General features: G+C 70.7%; 12 protein-coding genes and 1 pseudogene. 6 read left to right on the top strand and 7 right to left on the bottom strand.

What is annotated here, in order from left to right:
* The 3 genes and pseudogenes from AC08OJ_RS04400 to moaA form a co-directional block, all read right to left on the bottom strand.
* Positions 1 to 289: pseudogene (locus AC08OJ_RS04400) on the bottom strand (hypothetical protein); the annotation flags it as partial.
* A gap of 655 nt (positions 290 to 944) precedes the next feature.
* Positions 945 to 2327, bottom strand: coding sequence for an NTP transferase domain-containing protein (locus tag AC08OJ_RS04395; RefSeq protein ID WP_476595125.1), 1383 nt, complete (start codon positions 2325 to 2327; stop codon positions 945 to 947).
* Positions 2328 to 2362: 35 nt separating this feature from the next.
* Positions 2363 to 3349: a GTP 3',8-cyclase MoaA gene (moaA, locus tag AC08OJ_RS04390; RefSeq protein ID WP_476594388.1), complete on the bottom strand. Its 987-nt coding sequence runs from the start codon at positions 3347 to 3349 to the stop codon at positions 2363 to 2365.
* Positions 3350 to 3624: 275 nt separating this feature from the next.
* Between moaA and ppgK the strand changes: the two genes are divergently transcribed.
* The 4 genes from ppgK to AC08OJ_RS04370 all read left to right on the top strand — a co-directional run bounded on the left by ppgK (position 3625) and on the right by AC08OJ_RS04370 (position 8137).
* Positions 3625 to 4461 carry a polyphosphate--glucose phosphotransferase gene (gene ppgK, locus AC08OJ_RS04385; RefSeq protein WP_476595124.1) on the top strand — a complete coding sequence of 279 codons (837 nt, stop codon included), beginning with the start codon at positions 3625 to 3627 and terminating at the stop codon, positions 4459 to 4461.
* 294 nt (positions 4462 to 4755) lie between these two features.
* A complete protein-coding gene (sepH, locus tag AC08OJ_RS04380) occupies positions 4756 to 6504 on the top strand; it encodes a septation protein SepH (protein ID WP_476593417.1) in 1749 nt (582 codons plus the stop codon).
* Between the two features lie 158 nt (positions 6505 to 6662).
* Positions 6663 to 6863 carry a DUF7455 domain-containing protein gene (locus AC08OJ_RS04375; protein WP_009742431.1) on the top strand — a complete coding sequence of 67 codons (201 nt, stop codon included), beginning with the start codon at positions 6663 to 6665 and terminating at the stop codon, positions 6861 to 6863.
* 203 nt (positions 6864 to 7066) lie between these two features.
* Positions 7067 to 8137, top strand: coding sequence for a YihY/virulence factor BrkB family protein (locus AC08OJ_RS04370; protein WP_476595123.1), 1071 nt, complete (start codon positions 7067 to 7069; stop codon positions 8135 to 8137).
* Here the strand turns inward: AC08OJ_RS04370 and AC08OJ_RS04365 are convergent.
* Complete coding sequence (locus AC08OJ_RS04365) at positions 8131 to 9585, bottom strand: LCP family protein (protein WP_476593419.1); 1455 nt, start codon at positions 9583 to 9585, stop codon at positions 8131 to 8133. The genes AC08OJ_RS04370 and AC08OJ_RS04365 overlap by 7 nt on opposite strands.
* 1068 nt (positions 9586 to 10653) lie before the next feature.
* Here AC08OJ_RS04365 and AC08OJ_RS04360 point away from each other — a divergent pair.
* Complete coding sequence (locus AC08OJ_RS04360; RefSeq protein WP_476593423.1) at positions 10654 to 12060, top strand: aminopeptidase P family protein; 1407 nt, start codon at positions 10654 to 10656, stop codon at positions 12058 to 12060.
* 221 nt (positions 12061 to 12281) lie between these two features.
* On the opposite strand, the gene AC08OJ_RS04355 is transcribed toward AC08OJ_RS04360, so the two are convergent.
* Complete coding sequence (locus AC08OJ_RS04355; RefSeq protein ID WP_476593420.1) at positions 12282 to 12623, bottom strand: histone-like nucleoid-structuring protein Lsr2; 342 nt, start codon at positions 12621 to 12623, stop codon at positions 12282 to 12284.
* Positions 12624 to 13287: 664 nt separating this feature from the next.
* On the opposite strand from AC08OJ_RS04355, the gene AC08OJ_RS04350 reads away from it, so the two are divergent.
* On the top strand, positions 13288 to 13614 hold the full coding sequence (locus tag AC08OJ_RS04350) for a hypothetical protein (RefSeq protein ID WP_476593421.1): 327 nt from the start codon (positions 13288 to 13290) through the stop codon (positions 13612 to 13614).
* A 434-nt stretch (positions 13615 to 14048) separates the two neighbouring features.
* Here AC08OJ_RS04350 and AC08OJ_RS04345 read toward each other — a convergent pair whose 3' ends face one another.
* On the bottom strand, positions 14049 to 14873 hold the full coding sequence (locus AC08OJ_RS04345; protein ID WP_476593424.1) for an ABC transporter ATP-binding protein: 825 nt from the start codon (positions 14871 to 14873) through the stop codon (positions 14049 to 14051).
* Between the two features lie 206 nt (positions 14874 to 15079).
* Positions 15080 to 16683, bottom strand: a 1604-nt coding sequence (locus tag AC08OJ_RS04340) for a SpoIIE family protein phosphatase (RefSeq protein WP_476595122.1), incomplete at its 5' end; no start/stop codon positions are given.

Genomic DNA, 16683 nt, shown 5'->3' with positions numbered 1-16683 from the left:
GGGTGTTGTCGAACCGCTGGGCCGCGTCGATGCCGACGACCCATTCCCGCGACATGAGACCGCGCAGCATCTCGGGGCTGACGTTGCGGGCGTCGATCCCGAAAAGCGCAGGCCCGGGCATCTCCTGATGATTCCACCCGGTCGGGACGCGCACAAACGCGCCGTCCTTCTTGTTGGTTACGTATTCGTAACTCGGCGAGCCGCAGGCAGCGGCGGCGAGGAACACCGAGACGATTACGCTGAGCATCAGCAGGGTGCCAGGGGCGGACTTTCGGCGCGGACGTGTCATCCGACGTCGAGCCTCCACGGCGAACCTCCAGCTTCGCGAGGTTGAACACATGGTGCGGCGCCGGGCCATGGTCCTTTGCTTTCCTTCGAAAAGTGTGACTCAGGACGGGGTCGACATACGCAACCTTCGCTAAAAAGAGAGAAAGTACATACCCTCCGCTGTCGAATGCTCCGGGTGCCCGACGCCGCCCCGGCACACCGAATCCCGACTCGGTGACCGCAGGAGTCAAGACGGTCACAATAAGTCATGATCTGCCTGCTGGGTAACACGAACGCCGACATCGAGGTGGACGCCGCTGCCCGGCCTCGGATCGGCCTGTGCGGCATACCCCGATCCCCCGCTGGTCGAACCAACGTCCCCGGCATGCCGCACGCCTCCTCCAGGTCGGGCCCCAGGTCGGGCCCCGGGTCGGGTGAAACACCATCCCGGGTGAGGCACCCTGGCCGCACTCGGGCGGTGCGGCCACGGTCGGGCCGAACGCGGCATCCCAGGCACACTGTCGGTATGGCACACTATCGGCATGGTCGTAAGATTCCCGCGCTTCGTCCCGCGCGGCGGCACCTCATCGGCGGACTGACGGTGGTCGCGGTGTTCGTCCTGGTGGGGCTAGCCGCCTGGAACCCGGTCGCGGCCCTGCCAGCGCTCGCCGCGATCATCATACTCGGCGTGATCGACTGGGTCGTCGTGACGGCCTCCCCCATCTCCGGCGACCTGCCCTCCGGACCTGCCGCCTTCGCCGGGGACGAACCTGGCTGGGAGGGCGGGATGGACACACCGACGCAGGTACTGCCGAGGCTGACCTTCGGATATGCGCGGGCGTCGGCGCGTGGCGAGGAGTACGCGGAGCCGGACCAGGACGCGGTGCACACCATGGCGATCGACATGCGCGGCTACCTCGACGAGGCGAGTCCGGGCCGGATGGGCTGAGCGGACCCGGTCCGCGCCCGGAGGCCGAGCACGGCCGACGTCGCCGCGCGCGCCGCCGCGGCCTCCCGCTCATCATCCGTACCCCCCTCGCCCTCGCCCTCGCCCTCACCGTCACCCTCGCCTTCGCCATCCTCACCGTGGGCACCGCCCCCGCGTTCCGGCCGGCGGCCAGACCGACCAGGAACGCGGTGAGTGGCGCCGCGGGACGCGCGACCCCGCGGGCGACGTCGCGCGCGAGATCGAGGACGGCGCCCACGTCGATCCGTGCCGCGTCGAGGCCGAGCTCGGCGCAGACGTCCGACACCCACTGCGCCAGGACGTCCCGCTCCAGGAGGTTCTTGTCCAGGACGTTCTTGTCCAGGACGTTGCCGGCACCCGAGCCGACAGCTGCGGCGGGCGGCGGGCGATGACGTCCGGCCTCCGGGGGCGGCGGGCCCACCGAAACCCGATACTCGGACCGCGACTGGTGCTCAGGCTGCTGGTCATCGGCGGAGGTCATAGGTCCATCGTGCCGGGCCGGGCCACGCTCGCCCACCGCGGCCCAGCGGCGGGCCCGCGCCACATCCGCCGGTTCGTCGCAGTCGAGGCAGGTCTGGGCGGCCGCCTGGACCGCGGTCACCGGACGGTCGGCGAACAGGCCGCGCACCGGGCGCCCGATCGGATCCGCGGGTAGCGCCGCCCACAGCGAGGCCGTCCGCCACACCGCGGCCAGAAACTGCCGGCGACCGTCCGGGTCGACCAGCAGCGCGGCCTGCGCCGCGGGATCCTCGACCCCGCGGCGCAGCAGCGCGATCTCCCGGCCGGTCAGGAACGGCAGGTCGGCGGCGAGGACGGCGACGAACGGTGTGGTGATCTCGACAAGGCCGGCAGCGATCGCCGCGACCGGTCCCCCGCCGGGCGGATCCTCCCGACACCAGCGCACCCGATCAGGCGGAACCGGATCGACGACCAGGTCGCGCCGGGGACCGACGATGACCACCCGTTCGGCGTCCGGCACCGCGGACAGCACCCGGTCGAGCAGAGTGGAACCGCCGACCAGCACCGCCGTCTTGTCCCGGCCGCCGAGCCGGCGCGCCCCACCCCCAGCCAGCACCAGGGCACTCCAACCCACGGGGGCACCGGCATGCGACCCGGACCGGGCCACCGTCATCCGCCGATCGCGGACATCGGCCGGTCCGGCTGCCGAAAGGTCGGTTCGTCGATGCCGTGCCCCGCCTTCTTGCCCCGCACGGCCGCCCGCCACAGAGCCGCGAGCCGCTCGTCGTCCGCGCCGGCACGCATGGAGGTCCGCAGATCGCTCTCCCGCCGGGCGAACAGACAGTCACGCACCTGGCCGTCGGCGGTCAGCCGGACCCGGTCACAGGCCGCGCAGAACGGCGCCGACACCGAGGCGATCACCCCCACCCGCCCAGGCCCACCGTTCACCTCGAACAGCTCGGCGGGCGCACTGCCGCGGCCTGGCAGCGGCGTGAGGGTGAACTCCGCCCGCAGGCAGGCAAGAATCTCGCCGGCCGTCACCATCGTGTCCCGACGCCACGCGTGCTGCGCGTCCAGCGGCATCTGCTCGATGAATCGCAGCTCGTAGCCCTTCCGCAGACACCAGCGCAGCAACCGGGGGACTTCGTCGTCGTTGACGCCCCGGGCGAGAACGCTGTTGACCTTGACCGGGGTGAGCCCGCTCGCGGCGGCGGCGGACAGTCCGGCCAGCACGTCGCCGAGCCGCTCCCGGCGGGTGATCCGGACGAACCGGTCCGCGTCCAGCGTGTCCAGGGAGACGTTGATCCGGTCCAGACCGGCGGCCCGCAGCGGGCCCGCCAGGCGGGTCAGGATCAGGCCGTTCGTGGTGACGGACAGTTCGGGCCGCGGCCGCAGGGCCGCGAGCCGCGCCACCAGCTCCACCAGACCCGGACGCAGCGTGGGCTCACCGCCAGTAAGGCGGACCTCGGTCACGCCGAGCCGTCCAACCGCGACGCCGACCAGCCGGACTACCTCGTCGTCGGTCAGCATCCGCTCGCCGGGGAGCCACGCGAGCCCCTCGGCCGGCATGCAATAGGTACACCGGAGGTTGCAGCGGTCCGTCAACGACACCCGCAGGTCCGTCGCGATGCGACCATGGGTGTCAGTGAGGCTCATTCCTCCAGGGTAAGAGCCGTTCGTCTGAGTCGCGGCTCGTCCCGAGCCGGGCCACGCGGCGGCGGGCTCACCGGCGGGACGCGATCGGGACGAAGAGGCCACGACGTGGGCAGTCGGACCGTGGCCGCCCCGATCGCCTGCGAGACTACGACTCGTGCGGTCGACGGACGTCCGCGGTCGCTGGGCAGCGGTTCGGCCCACGGCACCGCGGCGGCACCGGCGGCAGGGTCAGCAGGGTCAGCAGGGTCAGAACATCGGTAGGGGAGGGCTCGGCGATGCAGGTCTTCGGGGTTGACGTCGGCGGAAGCGGGATCAAGGGCGCTCCGGTCAACGTCGAGGACGGGTCGCTGGCCGCGCCCAGGTTCCGGCTGGCGGCTCCGCAGCCGGCCGAGCCCGCCGCAGTGGCCGCGACCGTGGCGGAGGTGGTCGGCCGCTTCGGCTGGTCGGGACCGGTGGGAGCCACCCTCCCCGCAGTGGTCAAGAACGGGGTGGCGCTCACGGCGGCGAACATCGCCCCGTCCTGGATCGGCACCGATGTGGTCTCCCTGTTCGCCGAGGCGCTGAGCGGGTCGGCCGCCGCCACGGGCCCGGTGGACATCACCGTGGTGAACGACGCGGACGCGGCGGGCATCGGCGAGATGGCCTTCGGCGCCGGGCGCGACACCACCGGCCTGGTCGTCGTGACGACGTTCGGAACCGGGATCGGTACCGCGCTGTTCCTCCACGGCCAGCTCGTGCCCAACACCGAACTCGGCCACCTGGAGATCTCCGGACACGACGCGGAGACCAGGGCGTCCGATGCGGCCCGGGAACGCGAGGGCCTCTCCTGGGAGAAGTGGGCCAAGCGGGTGACCAGGTACCTCAACACCCTCGAGGCGCTGCTCTGGCCCGACCTCATCATCATCGGTGGTGGGGTGAGCAAGAGAGCGGACAAATACCTCGACCAGCTCGAGGTGCGTACCCGAGTGGTCCCCGCGCAGCTCCAGAACGAGGCGGGCATTGTCGGCGCCGCCATCTCCGGCCTGGTCGACCAGAACCGGCCCCGACCGGCTGCCCGGCCCGCCCGCCGCCGAGGTCCCGCGACCCGCCCCCCGGGCGGCAGGCGACCATAATCCACCGGTCGCGAGTCCACTCGTCCCGGATCCGGACGTTCCAGATCCGGACGTTGCGGATCCGGACGTTGCGGGACTGCCCGAACAGGCCCAACACGGTCAGACTGTGCGTGTCGCCCGCCGCCACGCCCGCGACCGACGCCATCAATGGCAGGCTGTCAGCTACCGGGATGCACAGGTTGAAGGCGGGTTGACGCATCATGTTGACATCCGCTCCCAGGCGCGTCCGGCGCAACGGTCCGCCCGCCGCGGCACGGCGACAAGCGGTACGGCTTCGACGGAGGAGGAGGCGCCATGCGCGAGCTGCGGGCGGTCGCACTCAGCGAGGACGGCGGCTACCTCGTGCTCACCGACGCGAACGGCAGGACGGACGGCGAGCAGTTCCGGGTGCCCGTGGACGACCGGCTGCGCGCGGCCCTGCGCGGTGTGCGTCGTAGCGAGGTGCGTACCGAGAGCGCGCTTACCCCACGGGAGATCCAGGCCAGGCTGCGCGCCGGGGAGACCGCGGCGGAGGTGGCCAGGGCCGCCGGGATCCCGGTGGAACGGGTGGAGCGCTATGAGGGTCCCGTCCTCGCCGAACGTGCCAGGGTCGTGCAGGAGGCGCGGGCCGCGCTGCTCCCCAAGGATCCGGGGGGCGTGCCGGGACGGCCGTTGGGCGAGGTCGTCGACGCGCGGCTGATGGGAGCCCAGGACAATCCGGCCGCAGCGCAGTGGGACGCGTGGCGCCGCGTCGACGGCATCTGGCTCGTCCAGCTCACCTCGGAAAGCCGCTGCGCCCGCTGGACGTGGGATCCGGTGGTGCGCCGGGTGCGCCCGCATGACGACGCGGCCCGCACCCTCGTGGCGCCGGAGACGGCGGAGCAGCCGGCGCCGGTGCCCGCACCGTCATCTCTACCGTCATCCGTACCATCATCGTCGGCGGCGCTGCGGGCGGCGGGACCGGCGCTCACCCTTGTGCACGACCAGGGCATCCCCGCCATTCCGGTCAATCCCGCCATTCCGGCCAATCCCGCCACCCCGGTCCAGCCGATGGTCGCCGCGGTGCCGGAACCGGGCCCGCCGCCGGGAACACCGGCTCCGCAGCACAGCCTCCCCGAGCGGCAATACCCTCTGCCCGCGGCGCTGCCCTCCCATCCGGCCGCGTCGTATCCCGGGGACACCGCGGGCGGTGGAATCGCGCCCGAGTCGCCCGAGTCGCCCGCCCGTCCGGAGGCGATCCAGGCGGCCGAACCGCAACCCGTGGTCGCGGACACCCGATCCGCGGACACCCGATCCGTGACCCCATGGTCCGTACCTGCCCGGTCCGCGGACCCCACGGCCCCGGGAGACCCGCGGTCGGCGGAGCGGAAGGCCGCCCGGGCCGAGGACGCCGAGTCCCTGGACCGTCCCGTCCGGCCCGAACCGATCCGCGGCGAGGTCTCTCGCCGGACGGCCGCGACGGGGCGAGGCGTTCCCGGCGGCCGCCCCAGGGTGGGGTCCGCGTCCGGGACCGGGCGATCAGGAGTGAATTCCCGGACGGCCGTCGCGCCGGCCGGTCCGCAGCCCGTGACATCCGCCACGTCTCCCACCGGGACAGCCGCCAAGCCGTCGGTCCCGGGCTCGGCGCAGGTACCTCCCGTCGCCGCCGTGGAGCGGGGCGGGACAGCCCCCGCCGAACCGGAGCCGTCAGCCCCAGCCGCCGGTACAGCAGCGCGATCCACTCCCGCCGAACCGGCCGCGGCAGCGGGCACCGATGCCGCCGCAGCCGCCGTGACCTCGGCACCAGCCGCCCGCGCCGCCGGATCCGGCACAGGTTCCACGCCCGGGGCGCGCCGCACGGCGGCCCGGCGGGAAGCCTCCGCCAAGGCTCCCTCCGCGCAGACGGAGGAGGCGGCGCCGGACGGGACCGACGAGACGACCGTAGACACATCGAACGCCTCCGCTGCGTCACGGGCACGTCCGAGTAACACCACCCGTGGGAGCGAACGTCCGGCAGGCGGTCGACGCGGACGCAAGTCAGTGCCAGCATGGGACGACATCGTCTTCGGCGCCCGACGTCCCTGATCAGACGACCGGGCGCCCGGGACGGGTACCCGTCCGTGGTATGGAGGACCACGGACACCACGCCGCTCTGGATGCAACGACGCCGCGAGAGCCGGCTGTGAGTAAACCGTCACATGGTCAGCTGGAACGTCTGACCGCCTAACACAGTTGGAGTAGATGTGACAGGGACTACCACGAAGCCGACGCTGACCAATCTTGATCGTTGCGACCGGTGCGGTGCCCAGGCCTACGTGCGGGTCGTGCTGCCCGGGGGCGGCGATCTCCTGTTCTGCCGACACCACGCGAAGTCGCACGACTCGAAGCTGCGTGAGATGGCTGTTGAGTATCACGACGAGACCGACAAACTCAGCGTGTCCTGAGCTCGGCCGCCCAGGCACACTGAAGGGACACATCCGATGTGTCCCTTTTGGTGTATCCAGTTTGATATATTCAGAATCCTGGTTGCTTCCTTGTTGCTGGCCAGCGGCCCATCCGTTACTCCGGGTGGCCTTCGCCGCGATCACCCAGTCCGTTTCTGGATGCCCTTCGGCACCCAGGAACGCCAGGCCATACGGTGGGGGCCGTGTCCGCCACGGGAAACAAAGCACCGGCTCCCGTGGCATCGTCCCCGGTGAGCGCCCGCTGGATGGTGTTGCTGCGCAGAGTGGCCGTCGAGGTGAATCCCGGGCTGCTGACGCGGGCCAGAAACCATCACGCCGCGGCCTGGACCGCCATCCGGCGCAGCACGCTGTTCCACCGGCTGCCCCGGGGACCCCTGCGACTGGCCCGTCGGACCATCACCAATGCCTGGCGGCACCGGGTCCTGGGGCTTGCCGCCGAGGCGGGATTCTGGCAGCTGCTGTCCCTGCCCCCGCTCCTGTTGTCGTTGTTGGGAACGCTCGGCTACGTCGGTGACGCCATCGGGGCCGACGCCCTCGACAACGCCCGGCAGAGCATCCTTCGCGGCGCAGGCGACCTGCTGACCGAATCGGTGGTCGACGACGCGGTGCGCCCGACCATCGACCAGATCCTCTCCCGTGGCCGACCAGACGTGATCTCCATCGGTTTCGTGCTGTCCCTGTGGACCGGGTCAACCGCGATGGCGACCTTCGTCAACACCATCACCATCGCCTACGGCCAACGCGATCTGCGCTCGGCGGTACGCAGCCGGCTCCTGGCGCTGTGGTTGTTTCTCGCCCAGGTGGCCAGCGGGGTCATTCTCTTGCCTGCGCTGGTCCTGGGGCCCGAACTGATCTTGCGGATCTTCGACGCCGGTCGCCATCCCCTCGTCAGCGCCCTGATCCCACTGCTCTACTGGCCGGTCGTGGGACTCGTGGCCCTGGCGATGCTGACCTCGCTGTACCACCTCTCGCTGCCGGTACGCCAACCCTGGTGGCGGGCGCTGCCCGGAGCGATCCTCGCGCTCGTCTGCTGGCTCGTGGGCAGCGGCGTGCTGCGATACTACCTGGAGATCGTGTTCAGTAACGAACTGGTCTACGGCTCGCTCGGATCACCGGTGGCGGTGCTGCTGTTCTTCTACATCACCGCGCTGGCCGTGCTGTTGGGCGCGGAGCTCAACGCGGCGCTGGACGAGCAGCCACCGCGCCGTCAGGGCAGCCACTCGGCACTGAACGCCTCGAGGCCACCTCAATAGGTGCAGGACACCCCGCCCGCGTCACCCGGGACGGACCTTCCCGCCGCGCTGGCCGGGGACCAGACCACCGGTACCGCAGCGGACACCGGTACCGCAGCGAAGGAGCCACCCCCCGCGCCAGCCGGGAGTGCGCCGGTGGAGCTCCCGTCGGCGACACGACCGCCGAAGGGCTTGAGGAAGGCGCCCAGCTGGGCTGGCTCAGGAACGAGGACGCTCTGCCCCCCGCGAGTACCAGCTGCCGCCGGCACCGTCGTGAACGCGACGCCGCCCGATCCGATCGACTGCATCCGCACCGCGAGAAGCCGGAGGTCGGCGAGAGAGGTGGCCTCGTCGAGCGTCAGCGCCGAGGTGGCGGAGTCGACCACCCCGAGCAGCTTCGCCGGGTTGAGCAAGGTGTCCGTCGACGCGATCCGCTGGAAGACGGCACCGAGGAACTGCTGCTGGCGGCGGATGCGGTCGATGTCGCTCTCGGGCAGGCCGTACCGCTGCCGGACGAAGGAGAGGGCCTGCGCTCCGTTCAGCGTGTTCTCGCCGACCTGACCGGAAAACCCGGAGTAATGGTCGTGCAGGTTGTCGAAGCCCCGTGCCTTCAGCTCGGGGGGAAGCTCCTTGATGCAGACGGTGACCCCGCCAAGGGCGTCCGTCATCCCCTGGAAGCCGATGAAGTCGATCTGGACGTAGTGGTCGACCCGGATCCCGGTGAGGTTCTCGATCGTGGCCACAAGCAGGGACGGCCCGCCGTAGGAGAAGGCTGCGTTCAGCTTGGACCGCTGCGCCGCATGCTGCGTGCCCGCCGCGTCGGTGTACGCGGGGATCCGCACCCACAGATCCCGGGGGAAGGAGATGAGGGTCGTCGAACCGTCGCCGTCGAGGTGGGCGAGGATGGTCGTGTCCGACCGCTGCCCCTCGACCTGGCCGAACTCGCCGCTGGTCCCCGTCCGGGTGTCCGACCCCACGAGCAGGATGTTCTGCGTTCCACCCGATGCGGACGCCGGCCGGTCCGCGCTGGCGGAGAAGGTCAGCGGGATGTGGCGCACCCTGCCGTCGTAGTGCTTCAGCACAGCCCAGCCACCGGTCGCCAGGATGAGGACGAGGGTCGCCAACACTGCGGCCACGGCGGTGAGACCGCGCCATAAGCCGCTCTGCCCGGGTTCCGCGGGACCCTCCGGGGCCGGCCGGTCGTACCGGGGCTCGGCCGCCGGATGATCGACGGGGTACCGGCCGTAGGGATCGGGGTAGGCGCCCGGAGGTACGCGCGGCTCGTCATCGTGGCCCCGCGGAGCGGGCCGGTGCTCCCGGCGCGGCCACTGCCCGACGGGCCAGTCCTCCTCGGGGGCCCGGCGCGGGTCCCGCGGGTCACGGACGGACCGGCCACGCCGCTCGCCGTCCCGTACCGTTCCGGACGATCCGGAGGCCAGGTCATGGCCGCGTCCTCCTCCCCCATCCACCGGGATGAGATCATCCGCGCCAATGGCGCTGCCCGAGGCCGGGACCGTCCACCACCGGCGCGAACCCGCCGGACCACCTTGGCACGACGTGGGCGCGGACGGACCGGAACCCTCCCGGACAGTCTTTTCGATGGTGACGGGTGACGGGCGTCATGGCATTCCCAACGGGTTGTCGGATGTGCGACCCCGCAGGCCCCCGGCCGGCCCACGGACCGTACGGACTCCGACGCCGCCGCCCGGACCGTCCCCGCCGAGCCGAGCGGTGGCAGACCCCCGGGTGGCGCCGAGCATCAAGACCGGTCGCGGGCCCGATCCCGATCCTGCGATCCCGACGACAACCACCGATATCGGGATGCGCGACAATAATGCCGGTCTCCGGTGGTGTTCGCGACACGCAGTGCAGTACCCGAACCGAGTGCAGTGCCCGAACCGCACGATGCCGGTGGCTATCGGACCGGCATTACGGCACGCCGAGGACGTCCGCACCCGGACCGACCTGGTCCGTGCAACGTGGACCCGCCTTCCCCGCCGACCGGAAGATGAGTTAACGGTCCACGACGGAAGGTCACAACCGACCGGATCCCTCAGATCTCCCACAACCGATTGCGTGCCCTCGTTAACTCACCCGAAGTGGGAGGAACAGTCTTCGTGGAAGGGTCCGAAGGCGGCGAAGTGGGTAGCGGCGCCCGGACCCATGTCGCGACGCGACCGCCCACATCGGCCCGGCATCATCGCGGCGGTGCGATGCACCAAATGCCCGGCGGACCCACGACGGGAAGTCCGGCCGGCGCGCGGGGCATGGCGGTACGCCTCGCGCGCTACCCGCCGTCCACAACGGGGCCTACCGTTAACGTTATGAGTGCCCAGTCCCACCAAAGCTCACCTCCACCGACCGGCCCGGGGGTGCCCGAGAGCGCGCCGGCCGGGCGTGATCCGAACCTCATCACGGCCGACGAGCCGGGCGTTGTCCCCACCGGGGCCGGTGAACCTCCGGCATCGGATGATTCCGTGCGCGAACCTGGGCAGGCCAACCACGACGAGGAACCACACGCGGCGTTCCGGCGGTTTATGTCGACCGGGTGGGCGCCGATTGACGACACTGTGCCATCCCGCGATGACTGCGCACCCTACACCGCGAAACGTCGCGCCTTGTTGGGTTCGCGGTTCCCGGCGGACGCGCTTGTGGTGCCGAGCGGCGGTCTGCGGGTACGGGCAAACGACACAGATTTTCCGTTCCGTCCCGGAAGCGACTTCTTCTGGCTGACCGGCTGCCATGAACCGGATGCCGTGTTGGTTCTGCTACCCAACGCGGCCGGTGAACATGATGCGGTGCTCTATGTCGCCGGGCGGTCCGACCGGTCGAGCTCCGCCTTCTACACCGACCGGCGATACGGGGAACTGTGGGTCGGTCCCAGACCGGGGGTTCGGGAGACCGCGGCACAGCTGGAGATCGAATGCCGGCCGCTCACGGAGCTCGCGGACGCGCTCGCGCGGTTGGCACCGGGAAACACCCGGGTACTACGCGGAGTCGATCCGGTCGTGGACGATTCGGTGCTGCGTTGGCCCGGCCGGGGTGGACCAGGAACCGACCGCGATCTGGCCCTCGCACAGGCCCTTTCCGAGCTGCGACTGCTCAAGGACGACTTCGAGATCGCCCGATTGGACGAAGCGATCGCCGCAACCGTGCGCGGCTTCACCGAGTGCGTGGGAGAAATCGGTCGGGCGATGGACCTGCCCAACGGAGAACGATGGTTGGAGGGGACGTTCTGGCGGCGGGCCCGGGTGGACGGCAACGATGTGGGATACGGTTCCATCGTCGCCTGTGGCCACCACGCCACGACGCTGCACTGGGTCCGCGACGACGGGCCGGTACGCGCCGGTGATCTCGCCCTGCTCGACATGGGGGTCGAGGGACGGTCCCTCTACACGGCCGACGTCACCCGCACGCTCCCGATCAACGGACGGTTCACCGAGCTGCAGCGCCAGGTCTATGACGTGGTTCTTCACGCCCAGCAGGCCGGGATCGACGCGGTCCGGCCGGGAGCGTCCTTCCTGGATCCGCACCGGGCCGCCATGCAGGTCATCGCCACGGCGCTCGACGACTGGGGGCTCCTGCCGGTCAGTGCGCAGGAGTCGCTGACCGAGGACCCACGCTCCCCGGGAGGGGGCGTCCATCGCCGCTATACCCTGCACTCCACGTCGCACATGCTCGGGTTGGACGTGCACGACTGCGCGCAGGCGCGCGACCAGACCTATCGCGACGCGGCGCTGGAACCGGGCATGGTATTGACGGTCGAACCGGGCCTGTACTTCCAGCCGGACGACCTGACGGTTCCGCCGGAGCTGCGGGGCATCGGCGTCCGGATAGAAGACGACATCCTGGTCACCAGGGATGGAAGGCGGAACATGTCCGCCGCACTTCCGCGAACCGCAGAAGACGTCGAAAACTGGATGGCCCGGCAGCTGCCGAACTGACGGAACGAACAGATCTGGCGATAGACTGCGCTGGCGGCGACGCCAATAGTTCCTGCCACACCGGCCCGGTCGGTGTGGCAGGAACCTGACCATGCAAAACCTGATCACACGATCTTCGGTCCGCCGGATCGCGCGGCCCGTCGTCCAATACCACGGGCACTACCGCTACAAGGGGTTCCACTGCCCCGGTCCCTGCCCCGGAAAAGCAGTCAAGACCAGGATCAGTGGGCCTTGTCGTACGCCTCGACGATGTTGGAAGCGATACGCCCCCGGTCACTCACCGTGTAACCGTTGCTGCGCGCCCACTCGCGAATGTCGGCGGTACGGTCGGTTCCGCCGGTACGGCGCGAAGCGGCACGCACACCACGCCGGCCACCCGCCGCCCGACCGCCAGAACGGCGAGCCGCGGTGACGAACGAAGCCAACGACCCACGCAACTTCGTGGCGTTCTTCTCCGACAGGTCGATCTCATACTGCGCACCGTCGAGTCCGAACCGGACGGTCTCGTCAGCCTCTTCTCCACTGAGATCGTCAATCAACGAGACGATGGTCTTCTGGGCCATGCCACTCTCCTTCAGGTCAGCGGACCGCAGAACTCACGCGTCTATTATTACCACGAGAACGCGGGGAACTGTCACGCCTGGTTCGCCGGACTCGCAAGCTTGGGTCGCCGAAGACGAAGTCAGCGCTCAACGCACGCCGCCCTGGCAGTCGGAGTGCGGAACCCAAAGACAGGGAGCAAGCTCCACATGATAGAGGGATGATCATGTTCTGCGAATCACACCTTCCCAGTCGAAAGGCCGGCCGCAAGCGGACAGTTGGGCAGGCGTGGACCGGGCGGCGTCCATGTCCTCCGACCTTGAGACACCGATCGTGTTCGTCTACCGACTCCCGTGGACGATTGCCCGGCAAACGGCGGGCAACAGCCGTCGGCGCCTTTGGGGTGGTGGTGCCGCGAGCGGAACCGACCGGTACGAATGCCAAAGGGGATCGCCGCGCCGGATGAGTACCCCTGATTCCGGCGCCGCTGCTATGGGCCGACCCACGGACGAGTACCCGCGCACGTGGGTGGTAGACGGTGCCAACGTGATTGGCTCCCGGCCCGACGGGTGGTGGCGGGACCGCCCAGGAGCGGCCGGACGGCTGGTCGATGCTATTTCGGCGCGGATCACCCGTCCCGGCACGCACCCGCGGCCATCATCGAGGCCGGAATGGCCTGAGCGGATCGTGGTCGTTCTCGAGGGTGCGGCGCGAGCCGGAGTTCCCGAGGGAACCGTACGGCCCGGAAAGATCACACCCGAAAAGGTCGGGCCCGCGGGAGTCGCGCCCGAGAAGGGCCGCCACGTTCCAACGAGGGCGGACCGCGCGGCACCGACCATCGTCGTCGTGCACGCCCCCGGGCACGGCGACGACGCCATCGTGGCGGCGGCGCGCGACGCGGTCGCGCCTGTGGTCGTCATCACCTCGGATCGGCAACTTGCCGTCCGGCTGAGGTCGCTCGGCGCGGGTATGCGACGGTCGGGATGGTTGTGGGACCTGCTCGACGAACGATGAACGACGGCCGATCAGCGACGGCTCCCGGGACGACCGGCGGTCGGCGTCCGGGGCGTCGGCCGGCCCACGAACGGACGAGCCCGGAGAGGGAGCACGATGGCCGCCACGAAAAAACACACCGGCGATACCGGAAAAGGCGCGCTACGACGGGCTGAGGCCGCTTGACGAGGATGGATGGCCCACCGGGCCGTACGCGCAACGCCGGGACCGGACGGTGACTCGGGACTGGATCACGCCGGGAAAATCACCGCACCCCGCCGATCGTGCTCACCCGGCCATCGACCGACTCCGGTCGCGGCCGATCGGCCCATGAACGGACAAACACCCCGCGGCACAGACTCAGACCCGCGGCACAGACTCAGACCCGCGGCACAGACTCAGACCCGCGGCACAGACTCAGACCCGCGGCACAGACTCAGACCCGCGGCACAGACTCAGACCGAGGCGGACACCGGATGCCGGGGAGGCGGTCCGGCGGCAAGCCGGGCGGTGTAGCGACCGGCCGCCACGCCGACATCCAACGGAATCCCGAAGCAGGAGGACAACGCCTCCGCGGTGAGTACCTGCGCGACCGGACCGGCCGCAAGCACCTGGCCGCCGCGCACCAGCAACGCGTGGGTCACCCCGACCGGGATCTCCTCCACGTGGTGGCTGACGAGGACGAGGGCAGGAGCGGTGGGGTCGGCCGCGAAGCGGGTGAGCCGCCGCATCAACGCCTCCCGCGCACCCAGATCGAGCCCGGAGGCGGGCTCGTCGAGCAGGAGGAGTTCCGGGTCGGTCATGAGGGCCCGGGCGATGAGCACACGCTTGCGCTCTCCCTCGGAGAGGGTTCCGAACCGCCGGTCGGCCAGTCCACGGCACCCGAACTGGGTCAGCAGGCCGGCCGCGCGGGTGAGATCGACCTCGTCGTATTCCTCGTCGGCGCGGCCCAGCACGGACCAGCCGGCGGTCACCACCGCGTCGAGTACCCGCTCGTCGGCGGGTGGCGTCTCCACCAGCGCCGGGCTGACGACACCCACCCGGTATCGTAGATCGAGAAGGTTGACCTTGCCGAGACGGGCGCCGAGCAGATCGACCGTGCCCCTGGTGGGAAACAGCCGGCCCGAGGCCACCTGCAGCAGGGTCGTCTTCCCGGCGCCGTTGGGACCGAGGACCACCCAGCGCTGGCCGGGGAACACCGCCCACGACACGTTCCTGAGCAGGTATGACCCATCTCGCACGACATTGACATTGTCGAGGCGCAGCACCGCGTCCGGCATGCAGCTCACGTTACGCGACACCAGACTTCCCGATGCCGCCGGGACGGCCGGTCCACCCGTATCAGGCCGTCTCGTGCCGTATCTGGCAGATCAGCCCGCCACCCGGTCAACCCCGCCCCGGCCGTCCGGATGGATTTCACCTGCCGAGCTGGGGTAAATCAGACATATCTAACAGACCACGCAATTGTCCCTCCATGGCCCTGGCGTCAGTCCGGTTCGGGCGGGGTCGTCCCGGTCAGGTCGATCTCGGCCCACACTGCCTTCCCGTCGGCGACCGGACGGACGCCGTGCCGAACGGCGAGCCGGGAGACCAGGTGGAGCCCGCGGCCGGCCTCATCCTCGGCCGCGGCATGGCGCCGCCGCAGCACCCGGCCGCCACCGTCGGCGACCTCCACGACGGCCCGGTCGCCCAGCAGGCGCAGCCGCACCGACAGTGGTGGGCGACCATGCCGCACCGCGTTGCTCGCCAACTCCGACAGCACCAGGATGATGGTGTCGACGACCTCCGAGGCCAGCGTCGCGTTCTCCAGCGCGAGCCTGGCCTGGGCCCGCACGGCGCGCAGGCTCGCCGCACCGTCGAAGGTGGCGTCCAGGAGGGCCGCCGCGGCCGTCAGTTCACCGGGCAACCGGGCGAACAGAAGCGCGACGTCGTCGGCCGCCGCCGCGTCGATCGTCCCCCCGACCGTCCCGTCGGCCGTCCCGGAACCCACCGGGCCAGAACCCACCGGGCCGGGGGCGACGGCGGGACCGAGACCGGCACACGCCGCGGTGACCAGGTCGTCCAGATTCGCGGTGAACCTGTCGCTGGTGCGGGCGAGCGCGGCCGCGAGCTGCGAGACTCCGGCGTCGAGGTCGCGCGCACGTCCCCGGACGAGCGCGTCGGTGAACAGGGCGATCAGATATCCCTGTCCCAGTCGCACCGTGTACTCGGTCACGTCCGACCGGGCCACCCCGAGTGGAGACCCCACCGCCATGTAGAGCCTGGAGACCAGCCCGTCCGGCGCGACGACCAGGGGCGGCGGGTGCCCGGCACTCGCCAGCGTCAGCACCCCGCTGTCGATCTCGACGACCGCGTAGATGCAGGTGGCGATCTCCTCCCCGGGCAGGTCCGCGACGATGCCGTCCAGCAGCGTCAACACCTCGGCCGGGGGAAGATCGAGACGGGCGCAGGTGCGGGCCGCCGCGCGCAGCTGCCCCATCACCGCGGTCGCCCGGATCCCTCGGCCCATCACGTCGCCAATCATCAGGGCGACTCGCCCGGCTCCCAGGTCAATCACGTCGAACCAGTCGCCACCGGCGTCGTCACCGACCCCGCCGGGCAGGTAACGGGTGGCCACCTCGAGCCCGGACGGGACGGCGGGCGGAGAACCGCGCAACGCCTCACGCAGTGCCAGCGCATTGCTGCGCTCGGCCGCCCCCCGATCGATCCGGTCCAGGACGACCCCCACCCGGGCGGCGAGTTCGGTCAGCAAGAGCAGATCCGCTTCGGTGAACGGAGGTCGATCCGCAACGGCAGTCACACTCAGTACGGCGACGACGTGGCCGACCCGTACCACGGGTACGACAGCCATCGTGTGGGCCCCCACCTGGCGGATCCACCGCTCGGCGTCGGCCGGCGGATCCCACTCGCCCGCTGCCAGTGCGGCGATCAGCCGCTCGCCCTGGTGGGCGGCCCGGGCGAACGGACTCGTCGGCGACGTCGCCGCGCCGGCCCCCAAGGCGAACGGAGGCACCGTGCCGAGCCCGTCACGAGCCACGACAACGAATGGATGCAGCTCGGGCACCGGCTCGGCCGCCCGGTCCCCCGCCG

This window comes from Frankia sp. CgKIO3 (assembly GCF_977946435.1).
The sequence above is the reverse complement of the archived record's forward strand: the minus strand, read 5'-3'. Positions and strand labels throughout refer to the sequence as shown.

Excerpts from the sequence above, each read along its gene's own strand:
- moaA (WP_476594388.1), bottom strand. The coding sequence starts at position 3,349 with ATGAGCCTCACTGACACCCATGGTCGCATCGCGACGGACCTGCGGGTG.
- ppgK (WP_476595124.1), top strand. The coding sequence starts at position 3,625 with ATGCAGGTCTTCGGGGTTGACGTCGGCGGAAGCGGGATCAAGGGCGCT.
- sepH (WP_476593417.1), top strand. The coding sequence starts at position 4,756 with ATGCGCGAGCTGCGGGCGGTCGCACTCAGCGAGGACGGCGGCTACCTC.
- AC08OJ_RS04360 (WP_476593423.1), top strand. The coding sequence starts at position 10,654 with ATGTCGACCGGGTGGGCGCCGATTGACGACACTGTGCCATCCCGCGAT.
- AC08OJ_RS04355 (WP_476593420.1), bottom strand. The coding sequence starts at position 12,623 with ATGGCCCAGAAGACCATCGTCTCGTTGATTGACGATCTCAGTGGAGAA.
- AC08OJ_RS04345 (WP_476593424.1), bottom strand. The coding sequence starts at position 14,873 with ATGCCGGACGCGGTGCTGCGCCTCGACAATGTCAATGTCGTGCGAGAT.